Below are 22090 nucleotides of genomic sequence, written 5' to 3' on the forward strand. Positions count from 1 at the left end.
GCGTTCACGGCCATTTGATTTAAATTCATTAGTATGATGTCTTTTTAATCAGTGTCCGTCCACGCTCTTAATATTATGACACGCGTAGTAATTACAGGACTTGGCGCAGTAACGCCATTAGGAAACGATACACAGTCTTTCTTGGACGGTATTTTCAATGAAAAAATTGGTATTAAGCCAATTACAAAATTTGACGCTTCAGAAACGGGTATTACCGTTGCAGGGCAAGTAGACGGCTTTGATCCCGCAGCTCGTGTTGGTAAGCGTGATGCACGTAAGATGGATTTGTTTTCACAGTATGCGGTTGATGCTGCAGATCAGGCTTTGACTAATGCTGGATTAAAGGCAGAAGAAGGTGCTGATGAACCAACCACTGTTGCTGATTCTACTCGATTCGGTGTGATTTTGGGCAATGGTATTGGTGGTTTGACTACTATCCAAGATCAAGTAATCAAGATGCATGATAAAGGACCACAACGTGTTAGTCCATTGTTTGTGCCTGAATCAATTCCCAACATGGTATCAGGAAATGTTTCGTTACGTTTTGGTGCAAAGGGCATCAATTCAACAATCGTTACAGCTTGTGCTTCAGCAACAAATGCGATTGGTGAAGCGTTCTGGCGTATTCAATCTGGTAAAGCCGATGTCATGTTAACTGGTGGTTCAGAAGCGACAGTTAACGAAATTGGTATTGCAGGTTTCGCAGCCTTAACTGCGTTATCAAAGGAAGAAGATCCAACACAAGCTTCAAAGCCTTTTGATAAGAATCGTCATGGATTTGTTTTGGGTGAAGGTTCAGGAATTTTGGTTATTGAAAGTCTAGAACATGCGCAAGCACGAGGAGCTCATATTCTTGCGGAATTAGTTGGTTATGGTGCATCATCTGATGCCTATCACATGACGTCACCATCCCCAGATGGTGAGGGTGCTGCGCGAGCAATTCGTGATGCATTAAATGACGCTAATTTGGAAGCAAACCAGATTTCATATATTAATGCTCACGGAACAGCAACAGGAGCAAATGATTCGGGTGAAGCGCATGCTATTGCCACTGTGTTTGGAGAAAATACAGTACCTGTTTCTTCAACAAAAGGAATGACGGGTCATTTGCTTGGTGCTGCTGGCGCTATTGAAGCTTTGATTTCTGTGGGTTCTTTGACACGTGGTGAATTGCCAGTAAACGTCGGTCTTGATGAACAGGACGAGGACACTAAGGTAGTAAATTTAGTTGATAAAGAAAACAAACATCAAGCACCTGAGTATGTAATGAGTGCTAATTATGGTTTTGGTGGTCACAACGCTGTCATCGTATTTAAGAAATGGCATGAAGGAGTGTAATTGATGAGTTTAAATATTGAAGAAATTCGTGGATTAATTGCTGATTTAGAGAACAGTTCTTTACGCGAATTCAAAGTTGTTGATGGCGAATTCAGTTTGCATTTATCAAAGAACAAAAATGAAGCAGTTGTGAGCGCGCCAGTTCCAACTCCAGTAGTTGCTCCTGCCGCTGCTACATCAGAGCAAGCTCCAGTAGTTGCAGAACCTGAAACGCCTAAAACAGGAACTGAAATTGTTGCTCCTATGGTTGGAACAGTATATTTGCAACCAAAACCTGATGCACCAATGTTCAAACAAGTTGGTGATAAAGTCTCAGTGGGAGAAACAGTTGCTGTGATTGAAGCGATGAAATTAATGACAGAAATTCATAGTGAAGTCAGTGGAACGGTAGCTGAAATACTAGTTGCTAACGAAGAAGTAGTGGACTACAATAAGCCACTCTATAGAATAACAACAGATTAAATGTAATTTTAAGGTTTGTATCGGTATGAAATATAAATATCATGCAAACGTACATAATACGTACTACGAAGGAGCCAAAATGTCGATTCTAAATACACAACAAATTCAAGAAATATTACCTCACCGTTATCCAATGCTTATGTTAGATACAGTGGAAGAGTTAGTACCGGGTGAGAGAGCAGTAGCAATTAAAAATATTAGTGTCAATGAAGAAATTTTCCAAGGGCATTTCCCTGGGAATCCAACTTTTCCGGGTGCTTTGACTGTCGAGGCATTAGCTCAAACTGGTGCGGTTGCATTGTTATCTATGCCTGAATTTAAGGGTAAGACGGCTTACTTCGGGGGCATTAAAAAGGCTCGTTATCGTAGAATGGTTCGCCCAGGAGATCAACTACGTTTAGAAGTTACTTTGGATCGTTTACGCGGACCAATTGGTACTGGTAAGGGTATTGTTTGGGTTGGTGACAAAAAAGCGACAACAGCAGAATTGACGTTTATTATTGGAGACTAAAATGTTCAAAAAGGTTCTAGTGGCAAATCGTGGAGAAATCGCGGTGCGTATTATTCGGACATTGAGAGAAATGGGTATTGCATCGGTTGCTGTTTATTCAACAGCTGACAAAGATAGTTTGCACGTTCAAATTGCTGATGAAGCAATCGCAGTTGGTGGTGTTAAGCCAACAGATTCATATTTGAATATGAAAAACATTCTGAGTGCAGCACTATTAACAGGTTCTGAAGCTATTCATCCAGGATACGGCTTTCTGTCAGAAAATGCTCTATTTGCTGAAATGGTTGGCGAAGTAGGAATTAAATGGATTGGCCCACGTCCAGACACAATTGAATTAATGGGTAACAAAGCTAATGCTCGTGAAGAAATGCGTCAAGCAGGTGTTCCGGTTATTCCTGGATCTGACGGTTTCATCCGTGACTTTTCTGAAGCTAAGGTTGTTGCTGATCGTATCGGATATCCTTTGTTGCTAAAAGCCGCTGCTGGTGGTGGTGGAAAAGGCATGCGTTTTGTTTATAGCGAAGATGAATTGAGCGACAAATTTGATGATGCCCAAAATGAAGCGCGCCTGTCTGTCGGTGATGATCAAATGTACATTGAAAAAGTGATGGAACATGTCCGACACATTGAAATGCAGCTTTTGAGAGATGAAAATGGGCATGTTGTTTATCTACCAGAACGTGACTGCTCATTACAGCGTAAAAATCAAAAGGTGTTGGAAGAATCACCTGCTGTGGGTGTAACACCTGAGATGCGTGCTTATTTAGGTGATATTGTAACAAAAGCTGCGCAAGCGATAAGGTATGAGAATACTGGAACAATTGAATTTTTGCAGGACCATGAAGGCAATTTTTACTTCATGGAAATGAATACTCGTATTCAGGTTGAACATCCAGTCACTGAGATGGTAACCAATTTAGATTTAATTAGATTACAAATAGAAGTCGCTGCAGGGCAAGATTTATCGATAACACAGGACGATATTCAAGTTAATAGTCATTCCATCGAAGTACGCTTGACGGCAGAAAGACCTGAAAGTAACTTTGCACCAAGTGCAGGCACAGTTGATCTTGTATTTTTACCTACCGGAGGACCTGGTGTTCGAATCGATTCCGCACTATTTGTGGGCGATAAAGTCCAACCATTTTACGATTCAATGATTGGTAAATTGGTGGTCAAGGCAGATACTCGTGAACAAGCGGTTCAAAAAATTCACCGCATTGTTGATGAAACTGTTGTGCATGGCATTTTTACAAGTTTGAATTTCCAAAAAGCTTTATTGGAAGATCCACACGTGCAGCGTGGGGAATTTGATACACGCTATTTAGAAACTGAATTCTTACCACGGTGGACTGAGAGCTTATCAGAAGATGAATAATACAATGCCGCATGCGTTTGACGTGTGCGGTATTCTAGTAAATGGAGACATTTAATATGGATTTATACAACAATAAAAATAGCGATACATCAAAAATTAAAAGAGATGCTTCGGTTAATGAACGCATTCCTGATGGGCTCTTTCTAGCGTGCCCATACTGTGGTGCACAAATGTACAATAAACAGCTTGGCAAATATCGTGTGTGTGCAAATTGTAATTATGGTTTTCGTCTCCAAGCATGGGAACGTGTTGAATTATTGACTCAAAACTTTGAAGAGATGGATGCGGACATTCAAATGGATCACCCCGACTTTCCAGGATATGCAGAAAAGTTAAAGCGCGCTCAATCACAAACAGAACTTGCAGAGTCTGTTTTGACGGGAACTGCAAATATTGAAGGTGAGAAAGTTGCCTTAGGTATTATGGATTCCTATTTCATGATGGGATCATTGGGATCAATGACAGGTGAAAAAATTACTCGTTTGTTTGAATATGCAACCGCTCATAAACTTCCTGTTGTCTTATTTACCGCTTCTGGTGGTGCACGTATGCAAGAAGGAATTGATTCTTTGATGCAAATGGCAAAGGTTTCGGCAGCTGTTGCAGCCCATCAGGAAGCTAAGTTATTGTACCTAGTTGTGCTAACTGATCCTACAACTGGCGGAGTAACTGCAAGTTTTGCTATGCAAGGAGATGTTACTTTAGCTGAACCCCACGCACTTGTCGGGTTTGCTGGGGCACGTGTGATTGAGTCAACAATCCATGAAAAGCTACCTAAAGATTTTCAACGAGTAGAAACTTTACAAGAAAATGGGTTCATAGATCAAATTGTACCAAGACCAGAATTGGCTAAACTTATTGCTAAAATTGTTAGATTGCACACAGCGGAGGCCGAATAAATGCCTGATATTTTAAGTGGACTGAAATTATTTAAACGTGAATTAACGCCAGCACAAGTGGTTAAAAAATCCCGTGAAGACCGTTTTATGGCACGGGAAATCATTGATGGCATTTTTACAGACTTTGTCGAATTGCATGGTGATCGTCTTGGTGGTGACGATATGTCTATCATTGGGGGCATTGCATTTTTAGCAGACCGGCCTGTTACGGTGATTGTTGTTGACAAAGGTACAGATATTCATGACAAGTTGAGTAAACGTAATGGTTCGCCAGAGCCATGGGGATACCGTAAAGCTCAACGTTTAATGCAACAAGCTAATCGATTTAATCGTCCAATTATCATGTTTGTTAATACACCAGGTGCTTTTCCAGGTAAAGAGGCTGAGGCGCAAGGGCAGGGTGAGGCAATTGCAAAATCAATCCTAGACTCAATGAAGTTAACCGTTCCAATGATTTCTATCATATATGGTGAGGGAGGCTCTGGTGGTGCACTTGCTTTGGCCACGGCTGATCAAGTTTGGATGTTCCAAAATGCAACCTATTCGATACTATCACCAGAAGGATTTGCATCAATTCTTTGGAAAGATAGTAAACGCAGTGAAGAAGCAGCAGCTGTTATGGGACTAACTGCTAAAGATCTCTTGGAGAAGAATGTTATTGAGTATATTATTCCAGAGTCTCGTAATCATCCCCGAGTTTTCAACTTAATTCGGAAGCGATTAAATGATGAGATAAATACACTGAATCAATTAACACCGGATGAACTATTAATGAAGCGACGCAACCGCTTTAGAGCATTCTAATCCGATAAATATGTTATAATAAAGTCTCTCAGATAATGAGTAGATTTTATACGGGTCTGTTTTTGGAATTCGACAGGTCGTTTAGAGCATTGATTGCGTTTCGCCATCCGGGCGCAAAACGGGCAGAAATTTTAACTGCAAAAAACGAAAACTCTTTCGCTATCGCTGCCTAAAAAACAGTGATGCGTAGCTTAATCTTGGTTGCTGGCGTCTGAGGTTAGGCCATAAAAGGCCAGATCGTACTGCTTCTTACATCTGGAGAAGCAGCATTAAATGAATCAGATTAGTTATATTGAATTGCCTTGAGCTGTGGCGCACAATATAATGAAATTGAAATAATAGCCCTATAAACGTAGATATTGATGTATCGGGCGATTTGGACAGGGGTTCGACTCCCCTCAGATCCATTTAGCATTTCAAGGCGCTGCATAAGGTTTCAAAAACCTTATGCAGCGCCTTTTCTTATGAAAAACGTTGCACTATATTGCATGGTATTTCAAACAAAAAGGTACTTTTTTAGGTACAAAATTAAAACGAGCGCGTAAGTAGTGTAACGGCATTTAAGCCGTTTTTTATTTGGAGAAATGGCACATAAAGTCATCGTCCTATATTAATCGCATATTAGTAGTTATTATGCGTATAAACAGTTGTTATAATAGCATATATACATAGTAAATAAATAGGACCTATATGACGACCACATGGACTAATCGTGAAATATTGAAAAGCTATTTTATTTAGAGAGGGATAATAGATTTACAGATTGAATACATGAACAATTATCCTGACAGGGATAATGAGTATAGGCGAGAGAATAAAGCCTTTATAAAGTTAGTTAAAACAGCGTTAGATGAATTTAGTAGCAAACTTGACCAGGGCTACAAGTGATAACCAAGTATAGAGACAATAAGCCGTTTATACGCATAGAATTATTCCGTGGTCGTTGTGAACGACAAGAAAATTGCTATTACACAATGTTATAGCGACATTAGGAGGTAATATAATTCCAGCACATAAAATACCTACATTATATTACCGTTATTGATCAGTAAAAAAGCATGTAATACTAGCTTTGTAAATAATGATAATACTTCAGAAAAAGATATATTAAAAATATGTTAAAATGAAAACATGATGACTCTTCATTTTTCTCTCTCACTATGGAATTCATATTACGCTTTATGTTTACATCTTTTAATAATAATTCCTTGAGAGCCGTCGTACATTGTGATTGTAAATAATTAGATGATAGCCACAAATAGAAACATTTTTGAATATAGTTAGTTGTTGGGTAGGTAGTTTGTGTTACTAGGGAGATAGTAGATGGTACTGATACAAAACAAAGTTACTAGTCAGTATGTTGCGAGCTTTGAGAATGATGAGTTTTTAATGACATCTGATCAAACAAAAGCAATGAGCTTTGCTGATGTTAATACTGCCCAAATGTTTTTAAATAATAATGCACAGCATAAAAGATATGTTGTTGTTCATACACGAACGATATAGTTAATACAAACTTGAATAAAAATACGATTGGTTGTACTATTTGTCATTATGACAGGTATCTGAATAAATATATGCTTTAGCAGATTGAAGTTCAGGCACATACTAGGTTTAATATCATTACGGTCATTATCCAACACAGCTTACGATTATGGTAACTTAAAGCTAAACTGGTCGAATCAACCTGTTTTACATATGAGATATACATGCACATTAACGGGTGCTTTTTTATTGGAGAGAAACATTTGATACAATTAAAAAAATAAAAGTTGAAGAAGTCATGGAATATCACACACATTTAACACCAAAGAGTTTTAAAAAAGCGGCTACACAAAACGCCGACATCAATAATTTGCGAGCAAAAGTTACTTTTCTATACATGGGCGTAATGTTTTTCTTGTTTGCATGCCTCAGTGCCTACGTGTTATATGATGCACATACGTTTGGCTTTTGTGCAGGGTGGGCAGTTTTTCTCACGGTGAGCTTTGTTTTAGCTGTTCTGTTTGGTGGTTTGCTTGGGTATCTAAAAGTTGAGCTTTCGCTTCGTTCTGCAATTAAAGTTAGCAAAGCTAATGGCGCGTTTGATGAAAACTTAATCATATTAAATGAAGAGAGCATAACCAGAACGTTTAGTGATGGTAGTAGCTCTCATATTGTAAATTCACGTGTTACTGATGTTTATGAAACAAACGAATTTTTCATTGTTAAGTTAGGGAAATACAGCATGATGATTTTTGAAAAAAATAAGATGGTGTCTGACGGTGTATCTCAACTTAGAGATATACTATCATCGTATATAGACCATGAAATATTGGTAAAAAATTTTTGACACCGCTGATTAGTTCAATCTAATTGCGTTTTTTAGTACATAAAAATACGCGGTCCAATTTACGAATCTAAAACAGATGCGCAGGTTGGATCTTTTGTTCGGAGTCAAAGCTAAATCGAGAAAAGCAAACATTGTATTTGAAATAAGCTCATGATGTTGATTTTAATTTAATAAACTTTTATATACATGAATCATAGCATCTAAGGTTAAATTTATATTAATAATTTATTAGTTTGAATTATTAATGTTGTAACTTTGATAAAATATGCAAGTGCTTAAAAAGCATGGGGGAAATATGAATCAAAAAAAGAAATGCGTTATGTACGGTATATTGAGTGCAACACTATTTGGAATCAGCAGTGTCATCGCATCAATTCTGTTTCGCAATAATAATATAAGACCTGAATGGTTGGTGGGAACAAGAATGTTTTGGAGTGGATTAATTTTATTGCTCCTGCTATTTGTTAGAGGACAATCAATTTTTCAGATTTTTAAGCGCAAAGTGGATGTTTTGTTGTTAATTTGCTTTGGTATATTTGGCGTATTATTAGCGCAATCTAGTTTTTTCTTATCAGTTTACTATGGGGATGCTGCTTCAGCAACAGTTTTACAATCCTTGGGTCCTACAGTAATCTTAATATTATTAACCGTTAAAATGAGAGTTTGGCCAAGTAGAAGAGAGATAATCACTATTCTTTTGGCATTAATAGGTGTTTTCTTTCTCGTTACAAATGGTAACTTAAATCACCTTTCTGTGCCATTATCTGCCTTAATATGGGGAGTCATTTCTGCTTTCGGTGTAGCAGGCTATACGCTAATACCTAAACCATTGTTATCTTCCCAAAGTTCTTTAGTAGTTGTTGCCTGGGGTCTTTTTATTGGTGGGTTTGCTGAGAACCTTATTAATCCAGTTTGGAAAGTGCCTCAGGGGTTAAGTTTCACAGAAATTATTCTTATTGGTGTAGTAACTTTTGGTGGAACGCTACTAGCATACTCGCTTTACATAGCGAGTCTCTGCCATTTGAAATCTACTGTAGCTAGTTTGCTGGGAACTTTAGAACCTTTAACTGCAACGTTATTATCTGTTTTGGTGCTTCAATTACATCTTAAGCTATTTCAAGTTATAGGAATTATTTTGATACTACTAACGGTGCTATTAGTTAGTTGGCCTACAAAGTCAGTAAGTATCAAAAGTTCATGATATCCAAAATCATAGTTGTTTGATTCTCAATAGATATCTGTTCCTTTAAGAAATTAACAATGCATATACTACTTTGATGCTGTAAAACTAATTAAGCCATTCCAATGTAAAAAGTACACTCTAGTATTAATATAGAGTGTGCTTTCGTATTTAAAAGTTATTACATTTAAAGTGTGCTAAACCCTTGTGGCAGTAGTGATAAGCTATGCTTATTTTAGAAATGAATGCGCTGGAAACATTGATATGACAATGTTTTGAAATTTGTTGTTTGACACAAGACGGACCCAATGTGTACTGATCCTAAACGGGGCGGGAATATTCAAAAATAATTGATTACAGTGACATAAAAACTAAACCGGTCGAAATCGACCTGATTATCCAGAATATAACAATACATAAAAAGAGGTCGGTAAAATACAGGTACCTAAGGTCGTAATTCGCGGCTTTAGCTTAATAACTCTACATATATTATTGGTTTACAGATGATTGAGCGTGTATTATAAACACTCACAAGTCTAGGTAAACCTACGGTTGTTCATATTGGGTCATGATACATTTAGTAAGTTTCATCCCTGAACACGCCTGTATAGTATATTTGCTGATATTCAACGTATACTAGGTGAAATACAGAGATTAATTAGTATATAAGAGCAGATAAAACAATTAACAAAGTTTAAAGTGGTTCTCACAGTGTTAAATAAGAATAAAAACACAATCTAGGTTAAAACAAGATTGTGTTTTTATTCTATACATGTTTTTGTTGATTGAGTATAGAATTGTGAAACACTGTTATGTTGTATATAAATGTTCTGAGTAAATGTTCTGAGTTTTGCACACAATATAAAATTCTTGTTGAGAATTTATTAACACATGACAGATATATAGCTAAAAGACTGGTATATCAAAATGCCAGTTTTTCTTGCTTTACATATGCCAGCTTTCATTGCTAGTATTGTATCAGTATTCAAGTTAAATTAAGGGTGAAAGATATGACTTTTGAACAAGATATTAAAAATTTAAGGTTAAATAAAAAATTGACGCAACAGGAATTAGCAGAAATTGTCCACGTTAGCCGTCAAACAGTTTCTGCCTGGGAAAATGGTAAAAATTATCCAAGTTTAGATGTCTTGAGAGAATTAAGTAGTTTATTTGATGTATCTTTCGAAAAAATAATTTTTGGAGAAGAAACCATGACAGAGAAACAAGAGAACATTGCAGACACGATTACTAAAGATTTGTCATTGAAAAAAAGATATAAGAGAGCAACTTTACTATTAGGGTCTGTTTTCATGCTTCTAGTACTATGGGTTGTTATTCTAACAGTCGGCTATCAAAAAGGGATTGATGGGATAGATAGATTTAATCCTTTTCTACAGTACACGGTGGGTTATACTAAATTACCTAGTGAAAAGGTCATTAGAGCAAACGCCAAACACAGAGGGTATTGGACTAGATGGTTTTCTGACAATGAGATGGGAACGGAGTGGACGAAGTTGACACTAGCCACGGGTTTGAATCCTGGAGTCAAAGACCCGTACGTTATGGCTTATCACAAGGGAAGTTACGTCAAAATTGCTAGAATAGTGCCTGGAAGCTCAGTTAACACAGTAATGAAGAGCAATGTTTCAGCGATTACTCGACTTGCCTATTCTAAAAATCACAATAATTTAAGCCTAAATATGTCGCCAAATGATACATTAAACAATAAGATTCATTTTCATCAAGCTATCCAAGAGCTGGTTGTTGAATAGTCTGTCAATAAATAAAAGAATTTGCAATTATTTTTAGAGTTCTTATCGCTGATCAAATAGTCATTATCCTCATTTTGATTAAACAGCAGGAATATTTACCTTGCTGTTATGTTAAACATAGACTAGTGTGTGTGGATGCTACAAACACAATATACGACGTAAAATAAGCACAATAAAACCACGACCTAGTTTAAAACTAGAACGTGGCTTTTATTATATGTGGGGATAAATTACTTTGTCTCACAATCAATAATAAATTTTGCAAAATCATCTTGGCTACCTTTAAATGACTTAACATTATCCAGAAAGTAGAAAGTAGAATGTGGATGTTAGATTAAAATTTTCTATTTCATTATTGACATCTAAAATATATATTCTTTTCTTTAGAGCAGTGGCAATACCAAATTCAATATTAGCTCCTTTACCACTTGGAAAGATGAAAACAAGAAAGTCTGCTTGCTCAACACCTTGCAACTCATCGTTAGCAATCTCACGCAGTTTTTTAATAGAACCGGCTTTCTTATTAACTGTCCAGTTATAGGTGCGCACAAATGATAAGTTTTCTAGTATATCAGACAAATCGTTAATTAATTTTGAATATCTAAAAGAACTAGCCATATAAAATTTTGTATTGATATTTTGAGACATGTTCATTCTCTTTGAACAATATTATATAAATTGAATAGGAACTACAAGATAATATTTGAGTTATTTTAATAAATATGGGAATTAGATATCAACATTAGAATTATGAAAATGTGGGCACAGGTTATATTTTATCGTAATAAGATGCGAAAGTCATTATTATATATCGGTTTATCAGAAGGGGAAATGATGCTATCAAATGAGTTAGACCACAGAGTGTATTTTAAGTTTTGTGAGTAAAAAGTTAAGATTTTTATATAAATTACCGTATTCATTTAGAATGAGTTAAATTCTTTTGTACGAGATGATAATATTTAAAGAAGAGAGAATAGGGTAGGGGAAATGATGACAAGAAAATTATTTTGCGAAATATCGCCATTAACATATAGAATATCTTATGAAGGGCACATTCTGAAACGTAAAATTACTGACACCTTGAGGGCAAACATATCTAAAGATAAGTATGATACTAAACTACCTTATATCGTCTTTGAGCACCAGTCTTTGATGCGAAGAGGATTGAGAAAAGTGCCAGTTCCCGTGGAAGAAGCAAAGGTAAAAAATCTACAGATTGCTGCACCTAAGGTAAATCGAGTATTGATTAAACCAGGAGAAACCTTTTCATTTTGGAATTTGGTGGGAAGATGTACGGTTCAAAATGGCTATCAATCAGGTTTAATGGTTGCAAATGATGGGGAATTAAAAAAAGGAACTGGTGGTGGATTATGTCAATTTAGTAACCTGATTCATTGGATGGTTTTACATTCTCCTTTAGATGTCATTGAAAAGTATCATCATGAGCAAGTAGATATGTTTCCTGATTCTGACAGGCAAGTGCCTTTTGGTAGTGGAACATCTATCGTTTATAATTACCTTGATTATAGATTTAAAAACAATACTTCAACAACATATCAGCTAATAACGTATGTCGGTGACAAATATCTTCATGGTGAGTTGCGCGCTTCAGAAAAACCTAAAAACACCTATGAGGTTAAAATGGTTGATGAGAAGTTTATTGAAGAAGGCGGTCAAGTATATCGTTGTGGGAAGATCTTTCAATATGTACTTAACAACGGTAACTTAATTTCTGAAAAACTGATCAAAACTAATCATGCCAGGGTAGCTTATGACACAAGCAATTTGAAAGTAGTCAAACAAAAAAGCTAATACGTTCCCGTATCCTTGTTAAGAATACATTACCTTGTTGCTAGGTCTATATTGAGCATTTAAACATAGACTAGCGTGTATTGGTACTACAAACACAATATACAACGTTACAATAAAACCACGATCTGGATTTAATATTGATCGTGGTTTTATTGTTTTGAAAATTCACTTAGCAGAATTAGTTTAAAATAAGTACTGAAATTGATAAGTACGTGGCGAACAATAACCATAATAAAAGGAACCGATAATAATTTAATACGTTTTTTATCCACGAATTCATTCCATACTAAATGATGATAACGTGCCAAGAATTAAAATAACTACGATAAAAGTTATGGTTTTGATAGCATTTTTTTCACGTTAAAACTTCTTTTTGCTTTTTAAGTTCATCAATATATTACTAACTATAGACTACTAAACATAATATCAAGTTGCTTGTTTATTATAGTGCGTTTGGTTCAAATATATGTCTTGTGTACATTCAGACATTTTCTTTTTAGTCTAGAGGTCATCTTCAACCATAGCTTGAATAAAAGGGTATGTCACACAGTAGATTGCTTGCTAATTAACTGGGTGACTATTCCAAGTGCTTTTTGTGATTCTGGTATTGGGAAGGCAACAAATACATGATCCATTTTTGGAAAAATATAATAATTGACATTCTCGTTTGATTTATGTGATAACTTTTTGACATCAGCGTAGAGAATATCATGGCTACTGGAGAAAATATAAACAGGCGGAAATTTAGAAAAATCAGCGTTTATCGGGCTGACTAAAGGTGAGTTTGTGTTGAAAGTTCCACTATAAACTTCCCCTTGATAAGCTAGAGCTTCAATATTTAACAATGGGTCTTTTGGCTGAATAGCTTTCATATCGGGGTTTGAATTGCTGATATCTAACCAAGGTGAAAATAAAATCACTTTACTAGGTTTATCTATTTTTTCATTCTCCAATAATTGTAATAGGGAGAGACAAAGTCCACCACCAGCAGAATCACCCATTAAAATTAGTGCCGAAGACATAAGATGAAACTTTTTTACGGCCATTTTGTAATTATTTAAGATGTATGGGAAGACATCATCAGCGGTATATCGTGGAGATTTTGGATAAATAGGTATGATAATTCTTGCTTGATTCTGATTAGCTATATTCTGTAACATTTTGAAATGTAAAAAGAAAGGTTGCCGCCAATAAGCACCACCATGAAGATAATAAATTGTTTTAGAAAACTTTTCATTTTGTGGTAAAAGTTCGAAGGTAGACTCATCCATACCATTTATATTATGAATGTTGAACTGCTTTTTAACATTTTTTGGAAGTTGATAAGGAGTTTCGCTATCAATCATGGCTTTTTCAAAATTGCTCTGTTTTCTCTCATCCTTCATCAAAGGCAGGGGATGAACTATTTTTTCAAATAATACGGATTGCCAACTTCTTTTGTTATTAAGTGAAATTATAGAAATCATAATTTTTAATTCTCCTTGAAATTGTGTTTTACTATTTGCAATTAAATTTTTTCATGAAACAATGCATAGCAATTCTCCTGATAAATTTAATGCTAACAAATAATAAAAAGTCAAAGTAGTTATTAGAGTAATATTAAATAAATGTTAATAACTAGGAAATTAAAAGAAGCATACAATAAAACCACGAACTAGATTAAAACTAGAGCGTGGTTTTTAATCAGCATGTTTTTGTTTGTCAATATTTATTACGTGATTATTAGTTAAATGTTTGTTAACAGCAAGTACGCCCACATTGAATAATTCATGTACCCCATAATGCATAATGTTTCATCACGGATGACTACATCAATATTCACATCTGTATCATCAGATATATAAAGCAAAAATTTTAGTTCGTTTTGCATGTTGTTTCACGTCATAATAATTTCTCCAAATTAGTTGTAATGCTTTGATTAAAAACGTGAATGCTTGGAAAGTATGTACGCACTCTATGAGTGCATTTATTTAATCTAGAGCCATGGATGTACTATAAAATATAAGCCCATTAGTAAAAATAGACTGCTTTGCCAATTTACCTTACCGTCTTTCTTTATATCTTGAATAGCAGAAATAATTGTTAGAATACCAATAAATAATGATCCAATTTTAGTATAAAGTCGGTTACCTGTTATTATAGTTGCTGTTACTAATGCAATTAGTATAGATAAGCTGACTACTGTACTTAAAATCATCCATATTTTTTGTTTCATGTTTCGTCCCCGATTCAATTATGCTTTTAACGTGGGTCTGGATGTAGTAGGTACGCACTTTTTGGGTACTTATTTAGTAAATTTACACGTTAGATATTTTGTGCCACTAAAAATAGTTAGCAAAGTAAATAAAAATGCCATTGACCCATTTGCTGAAGTCTCATTTTTAGATATGCTTAGAGAAAAACTAAAGTCAATCCCGTTTTGGTAGACTGTATACATTGTTAGTAAAGCAAGTAGCAATGTCATACTTAACCAGAGTGTAGTTCGTTTCATTATAATAATGCTCCTAATTTATTCTGAAGTATGTAAGCCTTCTGTGAATTTTTTTATTTAGAGATCACTTAGTCATTAATTTTAATTTCAGGACGACGTTTAATGACAATCTTTTTGTCCAACGTAATTGAGACACCTTGGTCAAAGATTCCGCTAGATTCTACTGTCACTTCATTTTCACTAACTTTTAATACTATAAATGGGCCACCCCTAAAATTATCAGAACTATCTTGAATGGCTATATTGCCTTGGTCATTGTCCATAACGATTGTATTTTCAGGTGTGACTAGTTGCCAACCATAAGCTACTATTTGCGATTTTAATTCTTGTTTATTTTTTACCATATTTCATCCCCAATAATGCTTTTAACGTGGTTCTGCACGTAATATGTACGCACTTTTGAGTGCTTTTTTATTTCGATGAAATAGACGAAATTGCTAGATAAATGGTTGTCAGTGCAATTAGGGGACTATTAGATTCGTGCCCTATATCGAATAGGGGTAATACTAATGCAAATGTTAAGTACAGTATTGCTACTAGGTCTAAAGATATAAGTACTGTTTTCTTAGTTCTTTTCATATTCTCTCTCCTAAGTACTAAACAACTCACTCATCAATCTTGGAACCACCATGTTGGCTTATTTTTCAGTAATCACTGACGGGTAGCGTTTTTTTATTTGAATAATTAGCGGGTATGTCATCCCCAATTATCATAATTAAGTCACTTATTGATAGTAGGTGCTTTTATTTAAAGAAAAAGAAATTCAAAACACTAATGAAGCTTGCCACTAACATCACTATTCCTGCTATTTTATATTTTTTATTGTTCTTATCTTTAGCAATGCCGAAAAAGCATAATCCACTACTTGCTAAAGTAAAAGCTGTGAATAAATCCATAAAGTTCCCCCAAGTCATATATTCTTCAAAATGACATTTTTAAGACACATAGGAATGTCTAAAATATGGTATCAACATTTTATTGTGAACTATCATAGCTGAATAAGAGAATACAGATGTTTTATACTGTACTTCGATAATTTCATGCCTATATGCCTCTAAATCAGCTAAAACAGTATTTATTTTTTCGTAAGTCTTTCACTTGACCTGTCGTTCTCTATAACTTTTGTCTTCATACAATCTGAATTGAAATTGAAATAATCTACTTTGGCATATCTATTTTGTTCATTTCGTATTGTTTTTTTATTTTTAATCTTTTGGTTCTGTAATATTTTGTGTTAAACGTTTATCAAAATATTGAAAAAAGACTTCTTATTTTGAAATAATTTATTGATATAAACTATCATACCAGACAAAGAAGACTGTTTAAAGCGAATATATGCTGAATATAGTCTCGCATGAAAAAATGAAATGTGACTGTACAGAAGATTAACATTTGCTTGACTAACAACTTATTTTACGGTAACATTAAAATAATCTTAGAGGATTAAGCAAGCGCACGTTCAGAGAGTTGATGTTTAGTGAAAATCAATCGTGTTAATGCCCAAGGTTGCTGAGAACTATAATTATATTAAATAAAATAAGCGGTCGTCTTAGGCGACAAATTAGGTGGTACCACGGTAAAAAATCGTCCTAATCTCTGTAATTTGAGATTAGAACGATTTTTTCGTGCTATGACCTAAAAGAAAGGAATAAAATATGCGTGATATTGATATGTCAACAAAGTATGATCCAACTTCTGTTGAAGCTGGTCGTTATGACAATTGGCAAAGCAAAAAGCTATTTGCACCAGAATCAAACAAAGAAATTCAAGGTAATGAACCAGAGCCTTATTCTATTGTCATCCCACCTCCTAACGTTACAGGAAAGCTTCATTTGGGACATGCATGGGATACGACATTACAAGACATGATCATTCGCCAAAAGAGAATGCAAGGATTTGATACCCTATGGTTACCTGGCATGGATCACGCTGGTATCGCAACCCAGGCAAAAGTTGAACAAAGATTACGTGCTGAAGGTATTTCACGTTATGATTTGGGTCGTGAAAAGTTCGTTGAACAAGTATGGGACTGGAAAAACGAGTATGCCACTACCATCAAGCAACAATGGGGTAAGATGGGGTTGTCACTAGATTTTGACCGCGAACGATTTACGCTTGATGAAGGACTAAACAAGGCTGTTAACAAGGTCTTTATTGATTTGTACAATAAAGGACTGATTTATCGCGGTGAATATATCATTAACTGGGATCCACAGGCAAGAACAGCCTTATCGGATATCGAAGTGATATACCAAGATGATGCGGGCGCATTCTATCATGTTAAGTATCCATTTACAGATGGAACAACATTCGATGGAAAAGACTACATTGAAATTGCAACAACTCGTCCAGAGACAATGTTTGGGGATGTTGCTGTGGCGGTTCATCCTAGCGATGAACGTTATAAAGACTTAATTGGTAAAAAGGTTTTGGTGCCATTAGTTGGTCGTGAAATTCCAATTATAGCGGACGAATATGTAGAGAAAGATTTTGGTACTGGTATGGTGAAAATCACACCAGCCCATGATCCAAATGACTTCCAAGTAGGTAATCGCCACGATTTGGAGCGCATCAATACAATGACTGAAGATGGGCACTTGAATGAGTTTGCTGGTAAATACAATGGTATGGATCGTTTCGAGGCTCGTAAAGCAATTGCCGCTGACCTTGAGGCTGGCGATTACATGCTAAAAGTTGACCCAATTGTTCATTCTGTTGGTCATTCCGAACGTACAGGTGTTCAGGTTGAATCGCGTCTATCAACACAATGGTTTGTTAAAATGGAGCCATTGGCTGAACAAATTCTAGCCATGCAAAAGAATGATGACGAAAAAGTTGAATTTGTACCAGCTCGTTTTGAGGATACATTTTCACATTGGATGGAAAATATTCGTGACTGGGTTATTTCACGTCAATTATGGTGGGGACACCAAATTCCTGCTTGGTATAAAAATAAAGGAACAGATCAAGAAGAATTATATGTTGGCACTGAAGCACCAGCAGGGGATGGTTGGGAACGTGATCCGGATGTTTTGGATACATGGTTCTCATCTGCTCTATGGCCATTTTCAACAATGGGCTGGCCAGAAAATCTAGACGGTGACTTCGCCCGTTATTATCCAACAAATACATTAGTAACCGGCTATGATATCATTTTCTTCTGGGTTGCACGGATGATGTTTCAAGGAAAAGAATTTACAGGACAACGACCTTTCAAAAATGTCTTGATTCATGGATTAATTCGTGATGGTGAAGGTCGTAAAATGTCAAAGTCATTGGGGAATGGTGTGGATCCAATGGACGTTATTGAAAAATATGGCGCCGATGCTCTACGGTGGTTCTTGGTAACAGGGTCAACTCCAGGACAAGACTTACGATTCACATATGAAAAAATGGACTCAGCCTGGAATTTCATTAACAAGATTTGGAATGCATCACGTTACGTTATTATGAATCTAGATGATGACACACCATCTGAATTGCCAGATATGAACCAATTAACATTGGCTGATCAATGGATTTTGTCTCGCTTAAACAACGTTATTGCAAATGTAACACGTAATTTTGATAAATTTGAGTTTGGTGAAGCAGGACGTGAGTTGTACAATTTCATCTGGTCTGACTTTGCTGATTGGTATATCGAAATGACCAAGGAAACTTTGAATAGTGACAATGCTAAGGCACCAGTTCAGCAAACCTTGGCCTATGTATTGGATCAGACATTACGTCTATTACAACCAATCATGCCATTTGTTACTGAAGCGATTTGGCAAGAAATGCCAAATCAAAACGGCAAAGAAGCTGATTTTGCTATTGTAAAATATCCGATTGTACATGAAGAGTTAAATAATTCTGAAGCCGAAAAAGCTTTCAAATCATTACAAGATTTGATTGTAGCTGTTCGTAATATTCGAGCAGAAGCAAATGCACCAATGTCGACGCCAATTGATTTAATGATTAAAACTTCAGATGATAATTTGAAGGATATTTTTGAAGTAAATGCTGACTATATTAATCGTTTTGCTCATCCTAAAACGTTAACAATCAGTGATGATGTGCAAGCTCCTAATTTGGCAATGTCACAAGTAATTTCAGGTGCTGAAATTTATGTTCCATTGGCTGAACTGATTGACATTGACGAAGAAATAACACGCTTACAAACCGAAGTGAAAAAATTTGCTGGGGAAGTAAAACGAGCTGAAGGAAAACTAGGAAATGAAAAGTTCGTTTCTGGGGCCCCTGAGGCGGTTGTTGCTGCGGAAAAAGAAAAATTAGCTGATTGGCAAGCCAAACTTAATGCAACAGAAGAAAGATTACAGATATTAAAAGCAAATCAATAGAAATTATAAAATCACTCTTAACAGGGTGATTTTATTTATTATTTGACAAGGTAATGAGCAATAGTTTTGTATGGAAAAAAAGTCAAGTAGTGGACTTTTTTCTTAAATTAGATACAATAGTTAGAGTATAAAATAGCGTGTAATATATGGCAGTATGCAATTTTTTAAGGAGAGTTACAATGTCCGGAAGTAAAATACTCGCAAGTGCACATTATGTACCTAGAGACATCGTGACTAATAATGATTTAGCAAAAATCATAGATACCAGTGACGAGTGGATTCAGGCTCATACTGGTATCAAAACGCGACATATATCATTGCAAGGTGAAAATACGAGTGATTTAGCGACACGTGCTGCGGAGTCAGTATTGAACCAAACTGATATTAAACCAGAAGATATTGATTTAATTATTGTAACAACATTTACCCCAGATGGATTGGCACCGTCAACGGCAGCACTAGTACAGCGCAATTTACATGCTGAAAACGCTTGGGCCTATGATATTGTAACAGCTTGCTCAGGGTTTGTTTTTGGGTTAAGCACAGCTGACAAGTTTATTAAATCTGGTCAATATAAAAATGCATTAGTCATTTCTGCAGAAGTCAACTCGAAAATGATGGACTTCAAGGATCGTACCAGTACTGTCTTTTTTGGAGACGGTGCAGGAGCAGTCTTGATGACGGCTGATGATGCAGGTATTGTGAAAGCTGAAAAGATGCATACAATCGGGAATGCAGATGTGGTACATTCAGGACGAATAGCACCATTGACAAATCTATCTGTGGATAACTATCCCAAAATAGATGCTTTTTCACAACAAGGACGTAATGTATTTGATGAAGTAACAACTATTGTTCCAAATCATATCCGTAATTTTTTGAGCGAAAATAATTTATCAGCTAGTGATATTGATTACTTTATACCCCATCAAGCAAATTTACGGTTGATCGAGCATATTGCAAATGATCTCGGCGAACCAATGACAAAGTTTTCAACAAACGTTGTTACGAATGGTAACACATCATCTGCTGGGATTGCTATTGGACTAGATGAATTAAGTAAGTCAGTTAGTTTAAAAGAGAAACGTGTTTTGCTAACTGGATTTGGTGCTGGTTTTACCTATGGTAGCATGCTTTTGCAATTTTAAAGAAAACCTTAAGGGGTTTAATTGAATTTAATAATATCGAAATGGTGAAAAATGCAAAATGAAACGTACTTTTTCACCATTTTTATGTGGAATGAGTTCATTTTTAAGTTATTAAAAGATCTTAAAATACCTATATATCAACGTTCATTCGGTCATGACATATTTCAGTAATATTGTCACAATATTGATATAGTCGCACAATACACACGTTACAACAAACGGATATACTAAATAATGTTATTAAGATTTGCTTAACAGTAAATCTAAAATTTAATTATTACGAGTTAATACAATTCATTCAGGAGTTACATAAGAATATGGGTAAATTTTTTAAGAAGACTTTATTGACTACTGCAGCTGGTGCTGCGGCCTTTGTTGGTGGACATGCAGCAGCTTCTGCTGATACAGTAGAAGTGCAATCAGGCGACACTTTGTCAAAGATTGCAGCAGCAAATAATACTACTGTTGATGCGTTAGCTAAGGCTAATGGAATTAGCAACAAAGACCTGATTTTAGCAGGTTCATCACTAGAAATTAACGCAACACAAGAAGTTTCTGGTTTATCAGAAGACGGCACATCATATACTGTGCAATCAGGTGATACATTATCAAAGATTGCTGAAAAAACTGGTGTAGATGTATCAGTATTATCTTCATTGAATAGTTTGTCAAATACTGACCTTGTTTTGACTGGACAAGAATTGTCATTAAAAGCTTCAACTACTCAAGCAACCAGTTCAGCTGCTACAACTGTGACAGCTGCTTCTGCACAATCTTCATCTGTTGACACAAGTAATTTGAAATATATTGCAGCAGCTGATACAGACAACAATAACTTTATGACGCTTGATGAATATAATACATATGTTGCAAATGGTGGCTCAACATCATCAGCGGCGACAGAATCATCAGCTTCATCAGCAAGCGCATCATCAGCTACAGAAAATATTACATATGTTGCAGCAGCTGACACAAATAATGATGGTTACATGACAATGGCCGAGTATAATGCATACAAAGCTAATGGTGGTTCAACATCATCAGCAGCGCAAACCACTACGTCAACGGCTTCGTCTTCAGTAAGCACATCAAGTGCTTCAACATCAACTAGTGACAACATCACTTATGTTGCTGCGGCTGACACTAATAACGATGGCTACATGACAATGGCTGAGTACAATGCGTACAAAGCTAATGGTGGTTCAACGACTAGCGCATCGTCAACTTCTTCGTCAACGCAAACGACAACTACTAATACTACTGCCACAACAACTAGCGTTTCAACTGGTAATACAACGGCAGATGCAACAATCAACGCATGGAATGCAAAGCGTGCAGAATTAGGATTATCACCTGTTACAATTTCTGCATCATTGACTGCACAAGCTCAAAGCCGCGCACAAGCAATTGGAACATCATCGAACTGGTTTAGTACACATATGTCTTCCGGTACTGCTGAAGTTGTTGCAAATGGATTTGGTGCTGGAGCTTCTGTTATTAATGCTTGGTATTATGAAACAGGTATGGTGAACGGTGGGCATACAGCATTTATTGTTAACCCTAACTTCACACAAGCAGGTGTCGGCTATTACAACGGTTGGATCGTTATTAACGCACAATAAT

The 22090-nt window shown here is 35.9% G+C and carries 22 protein-coding genes and 1 other RNA gene; 15 read left to right on the forward strand and 8 right to left on the reverse strand.

Features of this window, described 5'->3' with window-relative positions; translation table 11 throughout:
• The first annotated feature begins 75 nt into the window (after positions 1 to 75).
• From fabF to JNUCC76_RS01495, 11 genes are all read left to right on the forward strand, one after another.
• The gene (gene fabF, locus JNUCC76_RS01445) at positions 76 to 1338 is read left to right on the forward strand and encodes a beta-ketoacyl-ACP synthase II (RefSeq protein WP_454155187.1); all 1263 of its coding nucleotides are present in this window, start codon (positions 76 to 78) and stop codon (positions 1336 to 1338) included.
• 3 nt (positions 1339 to 1341) lie between these two features.
• Entirely contained in the window at positions 1342 to 1800 is a 459-nt protein-coding gene (gene accB, locus JNUCC76_RS01450) for an acetyl-CoA carboxylase biotin carboxyl carrier protein (protein WP_454155189.1), read from the forward strand.
• Between the two features lie 79 nt (positions 1801 to 1879).
• Positions 1880 to 2311 carry a 3-hydroxyacyl-ACP dehydratase FabZ gene (gene fabZ / locus JNUCC76_RS01455; protein WP_014324251.1) on the forward strand — a complete coding sequence of 144 codons (432 nt, stop codon included), beginning with the start codon at positions 1880 to 1882 and terminating at the stop codon, positions 2309 to 2311.
• Between the two features lies 1 nt (position 2312).
• On the forward strand, positions 2313 to 3689 hold the full coding sequence (gene accC / locus JNUCC76_RS01460; RefSeq protein WP_454155192.1) for an acetyl-CoA carboxylase biotin carboxylase subunit: 1377 nt from the start codon (positions 2313 to 2315) through the stop codon (positions 3687 to 3689).
• 56 nt (positions 3690 to 3745) lie between these two features.
• The gene (locus JNUCC76_RS01465) at positions 3746 to 4588 is read left to right on the forward strand and encodes an acetyl-CoA carboxylase carboxyltransferase subunit beta (protein WP_454155194.1); all 843 of its coding nucleotides are present in this window, start codon (positions 3746 to 3748) and stop codon (positions 4586 to 4588) included.
• Complete coding sequence (gene accA, locus JNUCC76_RS01470) at positions 4589 to 5392, forward strand: carboxyltransferase subunit alpha (protein ID WP_454155196.1); 804 nt, start codon at positions 4589 to 4591, stop codon at positions 5390 to 5392.
• Positions 5393 to 5444: 52 nt separating this feature from the next.
• Positions 5445 to 5802: a transfer-messenger RNA gene (gene ssrA, locus JNUCC76_RS01475) on the forward strand.
• A 913-nt stretch (positions 5803 to 6715) separates the two neighbouring features.
• Positions 6716 to 6898, forward strand: coding sequence for a hypothetical protein (locus JNUCC76_RS01480; protein ID WP_394455180.1), 183 nt, complete (start codon positions 6716 to 6718; stop codon positions 6896 to 6898).
• A 277-nt stretch (positions 6899 to 7175) separates the two neighbouring features.
• Positions 7176 to 7724, forward strand: coding sequence for a hypothetical protein (locus JNUCC76_RS01485; protein ID WP_454155197.1), 549 nt, complete (start codon positions 7176 to 7178; stop codon positions 7722 to 7724).
• A gap of 295 nt (positions 7725 to 8019) precedes the next feature.
• The gene (locus JNUCC76_RS01490; protein WP_454155199.1) at positions 8020 to 8925 is read left to right on the forward strand and encodes a DMT family transporter; all 906 of its coding nucleotides are present in this window, start codon (positions 8020 to 8022) and stop codon (positions 8923 to 8925) included.
• Positions 8926 to 9914: 989 nt separating this feature from the next.
• The gene (locus JNUCC76_RS01495) at positions 9915 to 10676 is read left to right on the forward strand and encodes a helix-turn-helix transcriptional regulator (RefSeq protein ID WP_454155201.1); all 762 of its coding nucleotides are present in this window, start codon (positions 9915 to 9917) and stop codon (positions 10674 to 10676) included.
• Positions 10677 to 10973: 297 nt separating this feature from the next.
• Here JNUCC76_RS01495 and JNUCC76_RS01500 read toward each other — a convergent pair whose 3' ends face one another.
• Entirely contained in the window at positions 10974 to 11324 is a 351-nt protein-coding gene (locus JNUCC76_RS01500; protein WP_454155203.1) for a group-specific protein, read from the reverse strand.
• 342 nt (positions 11325 to 11666) lie between these two features.
• Here JNUCC76_RS01500 and JNUCC76_RS01505 point away from each other — a divergent pair, with 342 nt between their 5' ends.
• Positions 11667 to 12488, forward strand: coding sequence for a VanW family protein (locus tag JNUCC76_RS01505; RefSeq protein WP_454155205.1), 822 nt, complete (start codon positions 11667 to 11669; stop codon positions 12486 to 12488).
• Between the two features lie 542 nt (positions 12489 to 13030).
• Here the strand turns inward: JNUCC76_RS01505 and JNUCC76_RS01510 are convergent.
• The 7 genes from JNUCC76_RS01510 to JNUCC76_RS01540 all read right to left on the reverse strand — a co-directional run bounded on the left by JNUCC76_RS01510 (position 13031) and on the right by JNUCC76_RS01540 (position 15875).
• The gene (locus JNUCC76_RS01510) at positions 13031 to 13954 is read right to left on the reverse strand and encodes an alpha/beta hydrolase fold domain-containing protein (RefSeq protein WP_454155207.1); all 924 of its coding nucleotides are present in this window, start codon (positions 13952 to 13954) and stop codon (positions 13031 to 13033) included.
• 260 nt (positions 13955 to 14214) lie between these two features.
• Positions 14215 to 14358, reverse strand: coding sequence for a hypothetical protein (locus JNUCC76_RS01515; RefSeq protein ID WP_454155209.1), 144 nt, complete (start codon positions 14356 to 14358; stop codon positions 14215 to 14217).
• A 105-nt stretch (positions 14359 to 14463) separates the two neighbouring features.
• Positions 14464 to 14703: a hypothetical protein gene (locus tag JNUCC76_RS01520; RefSeq protein WP_454155211.1), complete on the reverse strand. Its 240-nt coding sequence runs from the start codon at positions 14701 to 14703 to the stop codon at positions 14464 to 14466.
• A gap of 69 nt (positions 14704 to 14772) precedes the next feature.
• The gene (locus JNUCC76_RS01525) at positions 14773 to 14979 is read right to left on the reverse strand and encodes a hypothetical protein (RefSeq protein WP_454155213.1); all 207 of its coding nucleotides are present in this window, start codon (positions 14977 to 14979) and stop codon (positions 14773 to 14775) included.
• Between the two features lie 68 nt (positions 14980 to 15047).
• Positions 15048 to 15323, reverse strand: coding sequence for a hypothetical protein (locus JNUCC76_RS01530; RefSeq protein WP_454155215.1), 276 nt, complete (start codon positions 15321 to 15323; stop codon positions 15048 to 15050).
• A 67-nt stretch (positions 15324 to 15390) separates the two neighbouring features.
• Positions 15391 to 15558, reverse strand: coding sequence for a hypothetical protein (locus tag JNUCC76_RS01535; protein ID WP_454155217.1), 168 nt, complete (start codon positions 15556 to 15558; stop codon positions 15391 to 15393).
• A gap of 164 nt (positions 15559 to 15722) precedes the next feature.
• A complete protein-coding gene (locus tag JNUCC76_RS01540; protein WP_454155219.1) occupies positions 15723 to 15875 on the reverse strand; it encodes a hypothetical protein in 153 nt (50 codons plus the stop codon).
• Positions 15876 to 16634: 759 nt separating this feature from the next.
• On the opposite strand from JNUCC76_RS01540, the gene JNUCC76_RS01545 reads away from it, so the two are divergent.
• The 3 genes from JNUCC76_RS01545 to JNUCC76_RS01555 all read left to right on the forward strand — a co-directional run bounded on the left by JNUCC76_RS01545 (position 16635) and on the right by JNUCC76_RS01555 (position 22089).
• On the forward strand, positions 16635 to 19319 hold the full coding sequence (locus JNUCC76_RS01545) for a valine--tRNA ligase (protein WP_454155220.1): 2685 nt from the start codon (positions 16635 to 16637) through the stop codon (positions 19317 to 19319).
• 179 nt (positions 19320 to 19498) lie between these two features.
• Entirely contained in the window at positions 19499 to 20467 is a 969-nt protein-coding gene (locus tag JNUCC76_RS01550) for a beta-ketoacyl-ACP synthase III (protein ID WP_454155222.1), read from the forward strand.
• A gap of 317 nt (positions 20468 to 20784) precedes the next feature.
• Positions 20785 to 22089: a LysM peptidoglycan-binding domain-containing protein gene (locus tag JNUCC76_RS01555; RefSeq protein ID WP_454155224.1), complete on the forward strand. Its 1305-nt coding sequence runs from the start codon at positions 20785 to 20787 to the stop codon at positions 22087 to 22089.
• Position 22090: the final 1 nt, after the last annotated feature.

The organism is Leuconostoc sp. JNUCC 76 (assembly GCF_053667755.1).